This window comes from Sphingobacterium tenebrionis, assembly GCF_037126265.1.
Taxonomy (GTDB): domain Bacteria; phylum Bacteroidota; class Bacteroidia; order Sphingobacteriales; family Sphingobacteriaceae; genus Sphingobacterium; species Sphingobacterium tenebrionis.
On the sequence record NZ_JAYLLN010000008.1, the window covers coordinates 35,031 to 52,437 of the forward strand.

Genomic DNA, 17,407 nt, shown 5'->3' on the forward strand with positions numbered 1-17,407 from the left:
CTTAATAGTTTTCGAAATATTCTACACCTGTACCGAAATAAGGCACACCTTCCTTCTCGGAAACCTCTTTGGCCAACTCAACCAATTCACCCGATTTCACCAATGCTAAAGCCGCATCTAGGATATCGGTCATAGGTTGGTCCTCTTCGATATGCGGGATGCTTTTACGCACATGCTGATGGATGGCTTCCACTACCGCCGTAGATTTCAACGGTGCATGGTAATCCTTCGCTTGTGCAGCACATAATAGCTCGATACTTAATATCTTATCCACATTATCCAACACCTGTAATAATTTCCTTCCGGAAATCGAACCCATGCTAACGTGGTCCTCTTGCCCCAATGAAGTTGGGATGCTATCGGCACTTGCCGGGAAACATAATCCTTTATTTTCAGAAGCGATTGCTGCTGTACTGTATTGCAGGATCATAAAACCAGAGTTCAATCCAGTGCTTTTCATCAATAATTTTGGAACGCCATTGGTCTCGCCTTCCAAAGAAAGATAAACCCTACGATCGGAGATATTTCCCAATTCAGAAACGGCCAAGGTCGCGTAATCTAACGGAAGAGCGATCGGTTGACCATGGAAAGAACCTCCAGAAATGGTCAATTCATTGTTGATGATGATTGGATTATCTGTTACAGCATTGATCTCCGTTTCAATGATCTCCTTGAAGTGTAACCAGGCATTGCGGGATGCGCCATGAACCTGTGGGATACAACGTAAGGAATATGGATCCTGAACGCGGGAACAATTTTTATGTGATTCAAGAATATCGGAACCTTTTAAGAGATTAAAAACCGTAGCAGCTACAAAGCTATTTCCCTTATACGGTCTTAATTGATGTAATTCAGTATAGAAAGGTTTGATGGAGCCATTCAATCCTTCGATCATCAGGGTCGCGATCAGGTCGGCATTGTTCATCAGGCGGTTCATTTCTACCACGGCTTTAACGCCATGAGCAGCCATAAACTGGGTACCATTGATCAAGGCCAATCCTTCTTTAGCGCCAAGGGCAACAGGAGTAAGATTATGTTTCTTCAATACCTCAGCGGTAGAAACCTCTTTTCCGTCCTGCCATACTTTTCCATAACCGATCAAAGGAAGGAACAAGTGGGACAAAGGCGCTAAATCGCCCGATGCACCTACTGAACCTTGTTTTGGAACCACAGGGATCACATCCTCTTGGATGTGCCAGATGATCCTTTCGATGGTGCTGTATTGAACCCCTGAAAATCCTTTTGCCAAAGCTTGAACTTTCAGGATTAACATTAATTTACTCAATTCTTTATCGATGGCCTCACCCACACCTACGGCATGGCTCATCAGGATGTTCTCTTGTAATTTACGGGTATCTTGAGCACCAATCAGGGTAGTACACAATGGACCAAATCCTGTATTGATACCATAAACCACTTTTCCGGCATCAACAATATCTTGTACATATTGGGCACTTTGGTTTACTTTTGCTTTGCTTTCCTCGCTCAATTCACCTTTTAAATCTCCTTTTGCAATAGAGACAGCTTGGGAACTGCTCAAAAAATCTTCACCGTATTTAAATATTTTCATCATAATTATCTGTGTCTATCAAATTTAGCCGCTATATTTGATAATTAGTAATACCAATTTTTTCATCAATTGATAACTATGAATTATCAAATAGAACTGAGACATCTGCATTATTTTAAGGTTTTGGCGGAGGAACTGCATTTTAGGCGTGCAGCAGAACGTTTGTTTATTGCGCAACCTGGATTATCGAGGCAGATCAAGCAATTGGAGGATTATTATCAGGCTCAATTGTTTGAAAGGGATAAGCGGAAGGTTTCTCTAACGCCTGCGGGCCAATACCTGCAGATGGAGGTGGATCTGTTGTTTAACCAATTAGGGAAGATCAAGGAACAGGTGGAAAAGATCGAGGAGGGGAAGCTTACTTCCTTGAAATTGGGATTTATCGGATCGGCGGTGCAGACTGTGCTGCCGGAATTATTGGTTAGCCTAAAGCATGAACAACCGTTGATTGATATTACCTTGAATGAGTTGTCCAATGAGTTTCAATTGGAGATGTTGCTGAAGAATGAATTGGATTTTGGTTTTGTTCGGATGGAAAAAGCTTTTCCGCCATTAAAATCGATTCCGGTGTTGACGGATCATTTTAGTTTGGTGGTTCCGAAGGATGCGAAGAACAAGAACATTAAAAAGGTGGATATCTTGGATTATCAGAAGGAATCTTTTATACTTTTTTCGAAGGATTATAGTAGTTCGTATTATAATTTGGTGATGAGTATTTTTTATGATCATGGTTTTGAGCCGCATGTGACGTTGAAGACGGTGAATGCGTTGAGTATTTTTAATCTGGTAAGTCAGGGATTGGGCGTGGCGATCGTGCCATCTTCCTTGAAAAAGGGGTATCATACTCATGTTGATTTTTTGGATTTGAGCCATCTTCCACAACGGACGACATTGTCGTTGGTATGGAACGAGGAGAATAGGAACCCGGGGTTGGGGTTGTTGTTGGATATTGTGAAGAAGATGATTAAGTGAAGGGGTTGATGGGAGGTTTGCATGATTGGGGGGGCGTCATTGCGAGGAGGCACGACGAAGCAATCTTCCTTCATGTCATGCTGAGCGCAGTCGAAGCATCTACATGTGGTACTCGTACAGATCCTTCGACTTCGCTCAGGATGACAGAGACCTCTCAGGATGACAGAGACCACTCAGGATGACAAAGGCCAAAGATTGCTTCCTCGTGCCTCCTCGCAATGACGTGGAAATAAACAAAATAAAATATTTTTTTACCCCACCATTATGGAAATCTATATTATCTTGCATCAGATGAATAAAAACATATGGCATTCATCAACTTACCAACACCATTATGAAAAAAGCACTCTGGATTCTCCTCCTCTTCATCCCCTTATTTTCAATAGGACAAATCTCTCCACAAACAAATGATCTTACCAAAACATGGTTGGAAGTAGATCGCCTATTCAGCATAAAAAATTACGAACAAGCCTTACCCTTGCTCGCAACAATAAAAGCTGAATCCATAAAAAGAAAAGATGACGCCCTCTGGTTAAGAGCCTTTTTGGCAGAAACCCAAGTCGCAACTGTTAATACCAACGACGATAACCAATTCGAAAAAATCGACCAGCTTTTCCAGAATAACATCTCCACCGCCAAACCCTTGGTAAAAGATGTACTCTATAATTTTTATGCCTCCTTCCTCGAAAACAACCTACACAGGTACCTCAGCAATTCGAGCAATAAATTTGTAGCGGCAGACCATAATCAAAAATGGGATATAATCGATTCCCTTTATAAGCTCTCTTTAACAAACAAACTCAGATTAAAAAAAGAAAAAACAGAGAAATGGAGTTCCATGTTTTCGGATCTTAATAATATACAACTCACACCTACCCTATTCCATTATCTAAGCATCAATTACCTATCTTTTCTTAAAAAAGATATGGTCAGCTATAAAAGTGCTTATCAAAATCTTCATCAGGAAATCATGGCCTTAAATAAAAACGAAGACTATAAAATTTCCGCCACTTTTTTTGCTTCCCAAAATCCAACCATAAAAGCAAATAACAACCTCCTCTACTTCCAAGCCTTACGGGATATCATGAAAACCTATCCAAGTGATTATAATGCTTATTTGCTTTATCAGATGGCATATAAACATTTTTATATGGGAAATAAGAAGGAAGCCTTAGCCTTGGTTGAAGAAGCTGAAAAAAATTACCCTAATTCTCCTTGGCTAAATAATGCAAAAAACCTGAATGAGGACATTAAAAGAGTAGAAATAGGAATGGATATGAAGGAATTCCAGTTGCAGAATTCCTATTTACCGATTAGTTTAAGACTGAGGAATGTAGACAACCTTTATATCCGAGTCTATCGCACAACCAACCATCCGAAGGAACTGAAAAAATTTACAGTAAAATATGATAGTACGACCTTCGTGAACAGCTTAGATGCACCTCTGGCCTATGAGGAAGTCATACCCATAAAAGACCTAGCAGTTGGAGAATCTAAGCGCACCATCTATAAAATTAATCCCCTTCCGTATGGCCATTATACCATCTTGATCTCCAATAACGCAGCTTTTAAGGATGATGATAAATTCCAAAAGGTAAGTATCAATAATTTCTATATCACTGATTTCTTCTTTTCGGCAACCTTCGAAAAAGAAAATGAAAACAACGAAGAGTATCATACTTTATTCATCAACAGAAGGACCGGGCAACCCTATGCAAACAAAACATTCAGCCTCTACGAATTCTATGATAAAAATCCTCTGAAATTAATCCAGAAGATAAAAACAGACCAAAGAGGTTTCTATCATTTCAAAACAAACGAAAAGAAAGACATCACGGATATTAATGATTATTATATTTATTTAGCTGATGAAAATCAATTTATAGATCTATCGGAGTTTCCGGAAACAGCTGATCATGTCCGATACGATCAAGAAAAAGAAGAAATTGAGGGTGAAGTCAGGATAAATGCCATGTTAGACCGCGGCATCTATAGACCCGGCCAACCTTTATACTTCAAAGGAATCATTTACAATGATCACTATCTGAAAGGCAGGGTATTGGCCGATCAGAAAATCAAGGTCTATTTACATGATGTAAATTTCAGAAAAATTGACTCATTGGAACTGACAAGCAATGCTTATGGATCCATTCATGGAGAATTCAACCTACCAAGCCCCATATTGGCTGGTCGATTTAGATTATCCTTTCAACAGAAGGAGCTGCAGATTGGCGAAATAAGCTTTCGGGTAGAGGAGTATAAACGACCTACCTTTGAGGTTAAGCTGGAAACCAATAAAGAAACCTATACCAAAAAAGATACGGCCATATTCCAAGGTCAAGCCATGTCTTTAAATGGTGCGCCTTTGGTCGGCGCAAGTGTACATTATAAAGTAAACTATAGCGCTCGGGGTAAGCAGTATAAAAATGGTCTTTTTGTCGATTCGACTACGACGACCAATGAACTTGGAAAATTTACCATCAAAGTTCCATTGATGGATTCCACCTTCCAAACATTTACCGATTTCAGACTGAATTATGAGGTGGAGGTAGTCAATCAGAATGGTGAAATGCAATCGGCAGCTTCCAGTCATCAATACAGTGATAAACCATGGCGGATACAAATTCAAACGCCAAGGAATGTAGAAGAATATAAATGGTCTTCCATCCAGGTCCACACCTTAAATAACAATAATCAACCCCTGAAATTTGCTGGCGATGTACAGATCTTGAAAATAAAAGACCCTACTGTTGTGGTTCCGGAACACATGCGGAGTTATTTTAGGGATGTAGACTTTCATTTATTTTCCAATTCGGAATATAAAAAATATTTCCCGACCATATTTGATGATGTATTTATTGGTGATCAAAAATCAGAACTGATCAAAAGCTATTCTTTCGATACTCGGGATACCACGTTGGTTAGAATAGATTCTAATCTATTTGGACGTGGAAGATATTTCATCAAAGCTTTATCCATTCAAGGCCGGGATAGTATCCGAGCACAAGCCCTGGTAAGTGTATTTGATAAAGCGACTGGAAAAAGTCTTAATTCTGAATTCCTAACCTATACCTTGGATAAGCCGAGTTATAAAGAGGGCGATGAAGTGACCCTGAAACTATTTACGGATCTAAAAGAAGTAAAGCGTCTTTATTTATTCAGCCAGATTGGAAACAAAAAACTTCCTTTGCAGGTATTGTCCTGGAATAATGGGAAAATTATCTATAAATTCAAGATTACCGAAGAACAGCTGAACAATAATATGCAGTTCCATGCTATGTTGATCTTCGACAACAAATTGTCGTCCTTACCTATCCACATCCCAATTGAAAGGGAAAACCAGTCGGTGGAGATCAAGACCCAAACTTTCCGGGATAAGATAACGCCTGGACAAAAAGAAAAATGGAGTTTTACCATCACTAAAAAAGAGGAGAAGATGCAGGCGGAGGTATTGGCCAGTATGTATGATGCTTCATTGGATGTTTTCCAGGGTAATTATTTCAGCTCATCCCTTTCCAAGCAATATCCATATTTCCAACCCTATTATTACCACCATATGTATGGCAATTTTTATGCATCGAGTGGTTCTTACTCCCTATTTAGGAACTTTAAAGTAAGGAATACAAAAGGCACCGAATTCCCAAGTATAAAAAATTATGGTCTTTGGATTACGCCATATTGGGGAGAAAATAAAGTTTATGATTTCGCCTACTCGGATGGAGTTCACGAATCCTCACGTCGTCAAGTCATCGAGGAAGTAGTTACTGTTACTGCAGCTGGGAAAGTAGCAGGAGTGAATGCATCACCAAGTTTAATGCTCCGCGGAACATCCTCTTTAAATACTAATGATCCCCTATATGTCATCGATGGCGAAATTGTTAGTCAAGAAGAGTTCAATAGTTTCAATAAGGATGAAATTGCGGATTTTAAGGTCTTAAAAGATGCCGAAGCGACTGCTCTGTATGGATCAAAGGGGGCAAATGGTGTTATTATTTTAACCAGTAGGCTCGGGAAACAGGCGAATGAGCAATTATCGGATGTAAAGACCCGAACCAATCTTCAGGAAACGGCCTTCTTCTTCCCTACCCTTTACACGGATGCTGAGGGAAATGTTTCCTTTGAATTTGATTCGCCGGAAGCATTGACCAAATGGAAATTGCAGTTATTTGCCCATGACAAGGAATTGAATGCTGGATCTGCTACCTTCTATACCCAAACCCAGAAACAATTGATGGTGCGACCGAATCTACCACGTTACTTCCGGGAAGGGGATGAAATTGTGATCAAAACACAGATCCAAAACCTGAGTAAGAAAGCACTTTCAGGAACGGCAAAGATCGAGATCATCAACCCGGAAAACAATGAGGTGATCAGCAATAAATTTATTGGTGAAAAAGCGATAACCCGTTTTGAAACCCAGGAAAATACGCATGGATTAATAGAATGGACCTTAAAAATACCTGCTGGTTATCCAACGGTTCAGATCAAAGTGATTGCAGGAACAGATGAATTCTCGGATGGTGAACTATCCGAGGTTCCGATCCTGACCAATAAGGTGCTGATAACCGATTCGGAGAAGATCATGCTGAAACCGGATCAAGAAAAAGATTACCTCATCAAAATAGCTGGTAAGGAAAATGTACAGGCTAAGGTTCAGATCCAAAGCAATCCTATTCTGGAGATTATTTCGGCATTGGATTACCTGAAGAATTATCCATACGAATGTACAGAGCAATTGACAAGCAAATGGTTTGCCCTTAAAGTACTGCAATATGTGGACAAGAGCTATCCAGCAATTTCCGATTATTTCAGAAAACTGAATACGGAGGAAAAACAAAGTAAAATGGAATCCAATGCAGAGTTGAACAGTTTCAAACTGGAGGAAATGCCTTGGTTGAAGTCCATTGAAAATGATGGCAAGAAATTGCAGGAATTGGCAAAATTATTCCGTTCGAACTTTCCGTCAGAGCTAAAGGCTATCGAGGAGAAGATCGTCAAGAATCAGACCCGTGAAGGTGGATTCCCTTGGTTTGATGGTGGCAAAGCGGATCCTTATATTTCCATCCGGATCCTGGAGATCATGGGTAAAACATTGACCCTGGACAAGAGCTTGATCAGTAAAGATATGAAGGGCATCCTTCCAAAACTGACCAGTTATTTGGATACAACAAGTACAGTATTTGGACCTAAGGCTACTGAAAGTACGGCCTTGGATTATCTATATGCAAGGAGATATTGGTCTGCTGAGTTCCCTATTTCGGAGGCTATTAAAGCGAAATTGAAGAGTAAAGTGGCTATAGCGCCGTTGTTGACAGCAAATAGACCTGCAGGAGTTGCGGCTAAAGCATGGATCGTGAATCAATTGTTCGGAACAGGTAAAGAATCGACAGAGATCAGGAATAGGCTGCAGCAGGAGGTGATCTTGGATGAACTGAAAGGAATGTATTGGGAGAGTAATGAAAAATATTACAATGGCATCTCCATGCAGGCTTATGTTTTGGAAGCTTATAAAATGCATGATCCAAGCAAATTGATGCCGATCAGTCAGTGGTTCTTTTATAAGAAGGAAACGAATTATTGGTACAGTACCTGGATGACGGTGGATGCGATCTATGCGATATTATTGGCAAATAATCCGAAGGACTTTTCGTTGGAGAATACGGTGTCGGTGCGGATGAATGGAAATGAGCTGGCTATGGATGATAAGGTTTTGGGTCAGGCATCGAAGGTAATTCCAAAGGAGGAACTTAAACAGGATACCCGGTTTTCGGTGAAGAACAATAATGTTCGGAATATTTTTGGTGGAATTTATCATCAATATTTTGTGCCGATGGAGGATGTAAAGAGCAGTACGAACGAGATTAAGGTGAGCAAGGAATACTTGGTGGAAAGGGAAGGAAAATGGGTGGTGAGTAATCAGGCTGTTCTTGGTGAGAAGATTAAGGTGAGAATTACGGTGATAAATGATAAGCCTTTGCAATATGTGCATTTGAAGGATAGTAGACCTTCTGGCGTGGAACCTGTGTATCAGCCTTCGGGGTATAGGTATTGGGAGAGGTTTTATTTTACGATGAAGGATGCTTCGACAAATTATTTCTTTGATCGATTGGGTAAAGGGAAGTTTACTTATGAATATGAGGTGAAGGCGAATAATCTGGGAAGGTTTAATTCGGGGATCACGACCTTGGAATGTATGTATGATCCGACGGTTAACGCAAGATCGGAGAATGTGGAAATGAGTATTGTTAAGTAGAACTTTAAGTAGAACTTTAAGTAGAAACCGCGTCATTGCGAGAGCCACGTCATTGCGGGAGCCACGTCATTGCGAGGTACGCAAGCTAATAAAACCGCGTCATTGCGAGGTACGAAGCAATCTTTCGATATGTCATGGTGAGCGTAGTCGAACCATCTGTTCGTTTATCAGCGTACAGATCCTTCGACGATGCTCAGGATGACAGAGTTCAAAGATTGCTTCGTCGTGCCTCCTCGCAATGACGTAGATTATCGCAATGACGGGTTATTTACTCACCTTACTAACCAATTCCTGCTTACCCACCCTACTAACCAACTCCTGCTTACCCACCTTACTAACCATCTCCTGCTTATCCCCCGCCTTTTCCTTCTTACTCATTTCCTTCAAATGATGTCCACCTAATATCGGCGCAATCACCAAACCCACCAAACAAGTCAACTTAATCAAAATATTCATAGACGGTCCAGAAGTATCCTTAAAAGGATCCCCTACCGTATCCCCCGTAACCGCAGCTTTATGCGCCTCAGAACCCTTAAAAGTCATCTCCCCATTGATCATCACCCCTGCTTCAAAAGACTTCTTCGCGTTATCCCAAGCTCCACCTGCATTATTCTGAAAGATTGCCCACAACACCCCTGATACCGCAACACCAGCCATGTAAGCGCCCAACGCCTCCGCTCCCATCACAAACCCTACAATAATCGGTGTAATAATCGTAATCGCCCCAGGCAACATCATCTCCCTTAAAGCCGCTTTTGTAGAAATATCCACACACTTCCCATATTCAGGCTTCCCAGTACCTTCCAAGATCCCTGGAATCTCCCGGAATTGCCTTCTTACCTCATTCACCATATCCATCGCTGCCTTACCAACAGACTGCATTGCCAAAGCTGAAAACACCACCGGAATCATTCCACCAATGAATAAAGCTGCCAATACATCCGCCTTAAAAATATTGATACCATCGATACCCGTAAAAGTCACATAGGCTGCAAACAAAGCCAATGCGGTCAAAGCTGCCGAGGCAATAGCAAAACCCTTACCAACCGCAGCTGTGGTATTCCCCACCGAATCCAATACATCGGTACGCTGGCGCACTTCTTTTGGCAATTCGCTCATCTCTGCAATACCACCGGCATTATCCGCAATAGGTCCAAATGCATCAATAGCCAGTTGCATAGCCGTCGTCGCCATCATCGCAGATGCAGCAATCGCAACCCCATAAAAACCCGCCAAGGTATAAGATCCCCAGATCGCCAAAGCAAATAACAATACGGAAGAAAAAGTAGATTTCATCCCAGTTGCTAAACCAGCAATGATATTAGTTGCGGCTCCTGTGGAGGAGTTCTGCACAATATTCAGAACCGGTTTCTTACCAAGACCTGTATAATATTCCGTAAAGGAAGATATCAATCCCCCAACAGCCAATCCAACAATCGTTGAATAGAACACATTCATGCGAGATATATCCTTAAAACCTTCTCCGAAGAACTTCATCTGAATGGTTTCCGGAAGCATATATTGGATCAGGAAATAACAGGATATCACCGTTAAAATAATGGAAGTCCAGTTCCCCATGTTCAAGGCTCGCTGAACCTGCGCCTCCTTAGCGTCATTATTGGAAATCTTCACCAGGAAGGTTCCAAGTATGGATGCCAAAATACCAACTCCTGCAATGACAATTGGTAATAAAATAGGTCCCATTCCGTTAAAAGCATCCGTATAGGCAGTGCCCGAAGCTTCCGACATATCTCGGATAATATAATTTCCCAGCACCATAGATGCTAGAACCGTTGCCACATAAGAGCCAAATAGATCCGCTCCCATCCCGGCCACATCGCCCACATTATCGCCTACGTTATCAGCAATGGTAGCTGGATTCCGTGGATCATCCTCCGGAATACCGGCCTCCACCTTTCCCACAAGGTCTGCCCCCACATCTGCTGCTTTGGTGTAAATACCACCTCCCACACGTGCAAATAAGGCAATGGATTCCGCCCCTAGGGAAAATCCAGCCAAGGCTTCCAATACAATGGTCATTTCATGAACGAAATCACCACCATTGGTCACAAACATTTTTAGAAACAAAAGAAAGAAAATACTTAAACCGAGAACAGCCAATCCTGCAACGCCCAACCCCATTACGGTACCTCCCGAAAAGGAAACTTTTAAGGCCTGAGGTAGGCTCGTTCTAGCGGCCTGCGTGGTCCTTACATTGGCGCTCGTAGCGATCCGCATTCCGATATTTCCGGCAAGGGCAGAAAAAAAGGCACCAAAAATAAAAGCGACCACAATGATCCAATGCGTGGTTTCCACCAAGGTGGATACAAAGAAAAGCGCAACGGATGCGATGACAACAAAGATCAATAGGATACGATATTCTGCTTTTAGGAAAGCCATCGCTCCTTCTTTGATGCTCTTGGAAATGGTTTGCATGTGGCCATCGCCTGCATCCTGTTTGTTTACCCATCCGGACTTAACCAGCATGAAGAGTAGACCCAAAACAGCCAAGACTGCTGGTAAATAGATAATAAATTGTTCCATAGAAAGTTTATTTGGTTATCACTAATTTATCATTTTTTTTATCAAATAAAGAAGCAATAACCAGAACACCGTATAAATAACTTATTGATTATCGGTATAATAGACCATTCCAGGAATACAACCCGTCCTGAAGGAGGACTTTCTGCTGGTCCAGTAGGCTGCGCAAGGTCTGCAGGCGGAGTTCCTCCTTGCCAATCTGTAAGGCTTCGATCAATTCATACAGATACATGGGCTTTGCGATCAAAAGTTGCTGGATTTCCAAGGCTATTTTTTCGGACTCGTTGGTTTTGAAATCGCGGGTAAGGCAGAGGTCGCAGGCACCACATACCTCTTCGCCTTCCTCGCCAAAATAGCGTTGAATAGCCAAACTTCGACAATGCTTTTCGTCCAGATATTGGTAGATGGCCTTTACCTGCTCCTGTTTATAGGCCTTTCGCATCGCAATAAACTGGGTATCGATGTAGAGGTTTTTATAATCTACCCTAGCCTGCAGGAATTCCAATTGTGGCGCATCGGTTTTGGGAAGATAAGTCGCGATTTCCTGGGTCTGCATCATGGTCAGCATCTTAACGACTTCCTCATAAGGCTTTTTGATCAGCTTTGCCAATTCAAACTCATTGATGGGCACAAAATAATCATAAACTCCTCCATAGAGACGTTGGATAGCTTTTATTAATGGGTCGAAAAAGGCGCTTTGCACTTGGAATTTATAGAGTTCCTGAAAGTCCACTTCAAATTTAAATCGAGCAGGAATATAGACCGACTCACTCAAACTCAACCATCGGTCCCTTTCCAGAAATTTGAGGGCACTGATGGTCTTTAGAACCTCCAGTTTATATTTTTTAGCAAATTCAACGAGGTCAAAATCATAGACCAGGCCTTTTCCAGCACCATAGGCTATCTGGAAATAATTGCAAAGATAATGATATACCTGTTGGATAAATTTAACATCCGGAAAATCATTTTCGATATTTAGCCAAAGGTTATCCCTATCAGCTTGTTGATAGAGCAATACCGGGAATGCTTTTTTGCCATCCCTTCCGGCCCTTCCTGCTTCTTGATAATAGGCTTCCAAGGAATCCGGTAAGTCCAAATGGACAACGAAGCGAACATCGGGCTTATCGATCCCCATGCCGAAGGCATTGGTGGCAACAATGACCCGTACTTGGTTATTTGTCCAGGCTTCCTGTTTCTTCATCCTGCTAGGCATATCAAGCCCAGCATGGTAAAAATCAGCAGGTACCCCGTGGTTGAGCAAAAACCTAGCTACCTCCTGTGTTTCCCGCCTATTCCTTACATAGATTACCCCTGAGCCTCCCATCTTCTTGATGACACGCAACATGCGGTTCATCTTGTTCTCCTCATCAAAAACCATATAACCTAGGTTTTCCCTTCGGAAACTCATCCGGTATTCATTCCGTTCTCGAAATCCTAGCTTTTCTTGGATATCCTCTACCACTTTGGGTGTGGCCGTGGCCGTTAATGCCAAGAAAGGAACATTAGGTTGGAGTTCACGGAGTTTAGATAATTCAAGGTAAGGTGGCCTGAAGTCGTATCCCCATTGGGAAATACAATGTGCTTCATCGATGGCAAAGAGATTGACCTTCATATGCCTGATCCGCTCCTGTATAAGATCTAAATAGAGCCTTTCTGGTGCTAGATAAAGGAATTTGATGTTCCCAAAGATGCAGTTGTCCAACGCAATGTCCACCTCACGGTAACTCATTCCTGAGAAGATGGCTATGGCAGGAATATCTCTTTTACGCAAGTTCTCGACTTGATCTTTCATTAGGGCGATCAAAGGAGAAATAACGATACATATACCCTCCATCTGCAGGCTTGGAACCTGAAAACAAAGGGACTTTCCTCCACCGGTTGGCATCAAGCCTAAGGTGTCCTTTCCTAATAATACATCATGGATGATGGCTTCCTGCAAAGGCCGAAACCGATCGTATCCCCAATACTGCTTTAATATTTCCAGACTAGTCTTTTCCATGTGCCTTATTCTCCCAAACATACGCAAAATTATCCTTCAAAATATAGTAGGGCTGCTTTTTGGCATCCAATAAAGCGATGGATTCCTGGATAAAACGCTCCGTATTGGATGCATCAAATATCCATGTTTCAGTAGCATTTAGCTGTTTAGGAAGTTTGTTGTTCCTGATTAAACATAACTCCCCCTGGAAGCTTATGCTTCCTTCCATCCAATTCTCTAATCGGACAAACTGAATCTCATTCAAGGCTTTAAACTTTTCCAGGTCTGGCCAAACGGCATATTTCAATCTTTTGTCCTGTATGGAATCCATACTGCTAAACAACGAAACATGGCCATTATTTATAATGGCAAAAGCAATTTCCTTCTGGACATTATATAATCTTATCCCGTTAAAGTGTTGCTTGGAAAAGGTCTTCCAAACACCCCAACCAACCAGCAAGCAAGACATTAGGAGACAAAGAAACAGGGATTTTATATGTCTGAAATAATAGGCGACACTTAATAAAAGTAATATTGAATAACTTATGACTAAGGCATATCCATCCATTTGAAGCCCTTTTATACTTGAACCTGGTAAGTTATCCATCCAGGTTAGCATGGAATAACTGTACGTGATGATATTTTCCAAAATTATGGCGAAGTAGGTATTGATGCCTTGGAAAGGACTTATCATTAAGATACCACCAACAATAACCATCATGCTGGATGGAAGTGTAAAAAGCACATTGGCCGGCAAAAAGTAAGTTGGAAACTGATGGAAATAGTATAAGGCAAGCGGAGTAGTGATCAATTGTGCGGATAAGGAAACGGCAAGCAAGGAAATCATTTTCTTAAAAATGCTTTTATCATGATTCATCAGACTTTTAAAAAAGGGAGTGAATAGGATCAATCCTAACACGGCCAAGTACGACAGTTGAAAACCGATATCAAAGAGCATATGTGGATCAAAGCAGAGCAATATAAAGGCGGAGGCCGCCAAGGAATTAACAGAAAATTGGAAACGATGCAGCCATTGGCCAATAATAAAAATACTGATCATCAAAGCTGCCCGTTGGATAGGTGGTGCGAAGCCACAGATGGCTGCATAGAGCCATATGATGATCAAGACCAGTATATACCTACAAGCAGGACCTCCTAGGTAGGTATCAAATTTTTTAAGGATGATATTTAAAAACCAGAATACCAGCATCACATGATAGCCCGATACACTTAGGATATGGATTGTTCCGGTATTGGCGAAGGTTTGGGTAATCTCTTCCGAAAAATCTGTTCGATACCCAAAAACAATGGCCGAAGCTATCTGAAAAGCTTCTTTAGCTTTCATCAAGGTGTTGAATTTATCAGCAAAATGCTTTTGTTGTTTTCTTGCCCAGTAGGAAAAATTCCATCCTGAGTATCTTTTTATGAGCTTTACTTCTTCGGCCTTCCCCTCACTTTGAAAATAGATCCCCTTGCTTTTTAAATAGGATTTATAATCAAACTGATGTGGATTATAGGCTGGTTTTATGGATTTTAAATGCGCTTTAAAGCTTATTTGGTCCCCTAAATGAAAAGGGAAACTAGAAAGACTATCTTTCCATAATACGGCTAAGGTTTTGGAAGGTTTTATGGATTGCCCTTGAATTTCCAAGATCATTATTTCCATGCGTATCTGTCGCTTCGTAATTTTAGGTTCAGAAATTAACTTCGCCAAAACCTGTTGATCTTTCCCCATTTTCAACCTTGTGGCTGGCAAATGTTGATGCATGTTCAACAAGGAAAAAATAGTGAGCAATAAAGCTATTATCCAGGCATTTGCTTTATAATGGTTTTGGATTATTCGGTTGTGATAGATCATCAAAACCAATGCACCTGCTATCCATAAAATTAAGACAAGAGGGCTGGACCAAGTTATGTACTGGGCTATTACATATCCTAAAACCAAGAAAAAGAACAGGAATACGAATATGTATTTACCTAATACTATTTTCTCTAATTCCATGAATACCGGATCTGGAACCTGATGTCTGTCCGTTGATTTCCCGCGATGAGATCTAATCCCGATCCCATTTCATCAATCCCAAAATAATGGGTATGAGCAGCCTTTCCCCAGAACTCCAAGGACTTTCCAATACGGTATTTTATATTTGCATAAGTTCTGATGCCTTTTCGGAAAAATGATGGAAAGGAAAATGCATACAAAACATCCCTTTCATAGGTATAGATTCTTGCATCATAACTATCCACATTGAACCAAGCCAACCTGAGGTTTGCAGAAAACGGATTTCCAGGGTTTTTCCAGATCAGATCTTGAAGTGCTAAAAATCCTCTTTTAGGATAGGCGGCATCTTTGGCAAAATGCCTCCCTTCTACTTGATTGTTGAGCATCCAACTGTCTGTCAGTTTATATTGAAAATTCAACCTTAATTGATGCCGCAAGACGTTAGCTATCCTACTTTGCAGTTTACTTTCCGCTGGAAAATCCTCTTGGAACCATTTATACTGATATCGGAGTCTTAAATATCCCTTTTTATACCAGATATAGCTCATTTGGGACTGGAACAGCCAACCTTCCGAAGGTAATCTAACGCGATACCTTGGTTTCTCGAATTGAACATAATCGAAACTGGATATCCAATCGAATTTTCGGGAAGGATGATAGGCTAAGCTCAAATAGGCTCCTTGTTCATTTCCTAGATTACTTTGTGCTTGGAAAGATTGTGCAAAGAATTGCTGATAATTGGGTTGATAATGTCGATATCGGATATTGAAGGAAAACTTTCGACCAAGACTGGCTGTTAGACCGTGATAATTTGCCCAACCCGAAGATAAGCTATGGGCGGTTTCTCCATACAACAGCAGATTATAAAAGCTGTATTGATAATGGGCATTCAACTGATGGAGGGTGGTTCCCCTGAATCGATATTGATTATAATAGGTTGGTCGTGGTTGTAAAGGGTATTGCAATTGATGGTACAGATAGCCCAGACCTAATTTCCAGTTCAGGTTTGACCAATGCATGGAAGTTCCGGCGTTGAAAATTCCTGTAGTCTGTCGATTTCTTTGTTCAGAAGGCGTTCGATGGAGACCACTGTAATTGATGGAGGTCACTACCCAACCGAAATCCGGTAGGTGGTTTAAGGTGGCAGTTTCTTTTTTGTAGGATAAGAAAGGGATGAATTGAAAATTCTTTTTTATAAAAGAGGCTGCAATTCCCCGGAAGAAACGACTTTCGGTCATGCCGGTATGAGGTCTGATGCCTATGGGCTGTTGGAGGATCGGAGCTATGGCATTGCGATTCCCAAATTGCGGGCCAGTCCAGACTATAAGCCCTTGCCCAAGCTGCACATGAAAATCTCCGAGGATAAGATGATTTGCTTGTTTAATGTTTCGGTAATATATAGAACCTGCATAATAATCGAATCCATATCGTTGTTTAGCGGCGAAGAATGGTTCTCCTGGATCTTTTTTCATGTTTAGGGTAAAGAGGAGTTTATCCTGGTGGCTCCATCGAAATCGGGCCAATAAACGATCTGGACTGCCCAGATATTTGGACCGTTCAGGATCTGTTATTTGGTAGCCCTTAGCGGGTTGTAGGGTCCTGGAATAAGTGAACATGGACCAGGCCGAGTTATCGAGGGATTTTTTACGGAGATCGGATAGTTTAAAGGTATTGCTTGGTTTTACAGTGATATAAGGAAGCATAAGGGTAATCACTTCGTTGGTAAATCCTGGAATGACTTGCAGTTCATTAACGGAAAGGAAGGGTCCTGATTTTTGTCGGTGTAGGAAGAATTGATTGATTTGGTTGGCGGAGAGGAAGAAAAGTTGTTGGAGTTCCTCTTCGGAGATGGTATTGAGGTTTAGTGGATTTTTTTGGAGAGGTTTTAGGAGTTCGAGCTGTGCGGTAAGATCTTCGGTGAAGACATCAGGATCAGATGCGGATAAGGATATTTCTTCTAGGATTTTTTCTTCGGTTTGGGCATTAGAGAGGTTGGGGAAAAGGGTTATGAGGAGAAAAAGAAAGAAGATATATCGACGCATAATTTGATGTTTTTATTTATGTAAAATATTTAAAATCAATATGCTATAA

At 41.2% G+C, this 17,407-nt stretch carries 7 protein-coding genes; 2 read left to right on the forward strand and 5 right to left on the reverse strand.

Annotated elements, in window-relative coordinates:
- Window position 1: 1 nt before the first annotated feature.
- Entirely contained in the window at window positions 2-1,573 is a 1,572-nt protein-coding gene (gene hutH / locus VJ786_RS05270) for a histidine ammonia-lyase (protein ID WP_336557382.1), read from the reverse strand.
- A 75-nt stretch (window positions 1,574-1,648) separates the two neighbouring features.
- Here hutH and VJ786_RS05275 point away from each other — a divergent pair, with 75 nt between their 5' ends.
- Both VJ786_RS05275 and VJ786_RS05280 read left to right on the forward strand, forming a co-directional pair.
- Complete coding sequence (locus VJ786_RS05275; protein ID WP_099366919.1) at window positions 1,649-2,542, forward strand: LysR family transcriptional regulator; 894 nt, start codon at window positions 1,649-1,651, stop codon at window positions 2,540-2,542.
- A 334-nt stretch (window positions 2,543-2,876) separates the two neighbouring features.
- Window positions 2,877-8,795 (forward strand): alpha-2-macroglobulin family protein, encoded by a 5,919-nt coding sequence (locus VJ786_RS05280; RefSeq protein WP_134777016.1) that lies wholly within the window; start codon window positions 2,877-2,879, stop codon window positions 8,793-8,795.
- Between the two features lie 264 nt (window positions 8,796-9,059).
- Here the strand turns inward: VJ786_RS05280 and VJ786_RS05285 are convergent, their stop codons facing one another.
- From VJ786_RS05285 to VJ786_RS05300, 4 genes are all read right to left on the reverse strand, one after another.
- Window positions 9,060-11,339, reverse strand: a complete 2,280-nt coding sequence (locus tag VJ786_RS05285) for a sodium-translocating pyrophosphatase (RefSeq protein ID WP_134777017.1) — start codon at window positions 11,337-11,339, stop codon at window positions 9,060-9,062.
- Window positions 11,340-11,427: 88 nt separating this feature from the next.
- Window positions 11,428-13,335: a RecQ family ATP-dependent DNA helicase gene (locus VJ786_RS05290; protein ID WP_245153310.1), complete on the reverse strand. Its 1,908-nt coding sequence runs from the start codon at window positions 13,333-13,335 to the stop codon at window positions 11,428-11,430.
- Window positions 13,322-15,316 (reverse strand): ComEC/Rec2 family competence protein, encoded by a 1,995-nt coding sequence (locus VJ786_RS05295; protein WP_134777019.1) that lies wholly within the window; start codon window positions 15,314-15,316, stop codon window positions 13,322-13,324. The genes VJ786_RS05290 and VJ786_RS05295 overlap by 14 nt, the downstream gene beginning before the upstream one ends.
- Window positions 15,307-17,358: a helix-hairpin-helix domain-containing protein gene (locus tag VJ786_RS05300; RefSeq protein ID WP_134777020.1), complete on the reverse strand. Its 2,052-nt coding sequence runs from the start codon at window positions 17,356-17,358 to the stop codon at window positions 15,307-15,309. Before VJ786_RS05300 ends, VJ786_RS05295 begins: the two co-directional genes overlap by 10 nt.
- Window positions 17,359-17,407 lie beyond the last annotated feature (49 nt).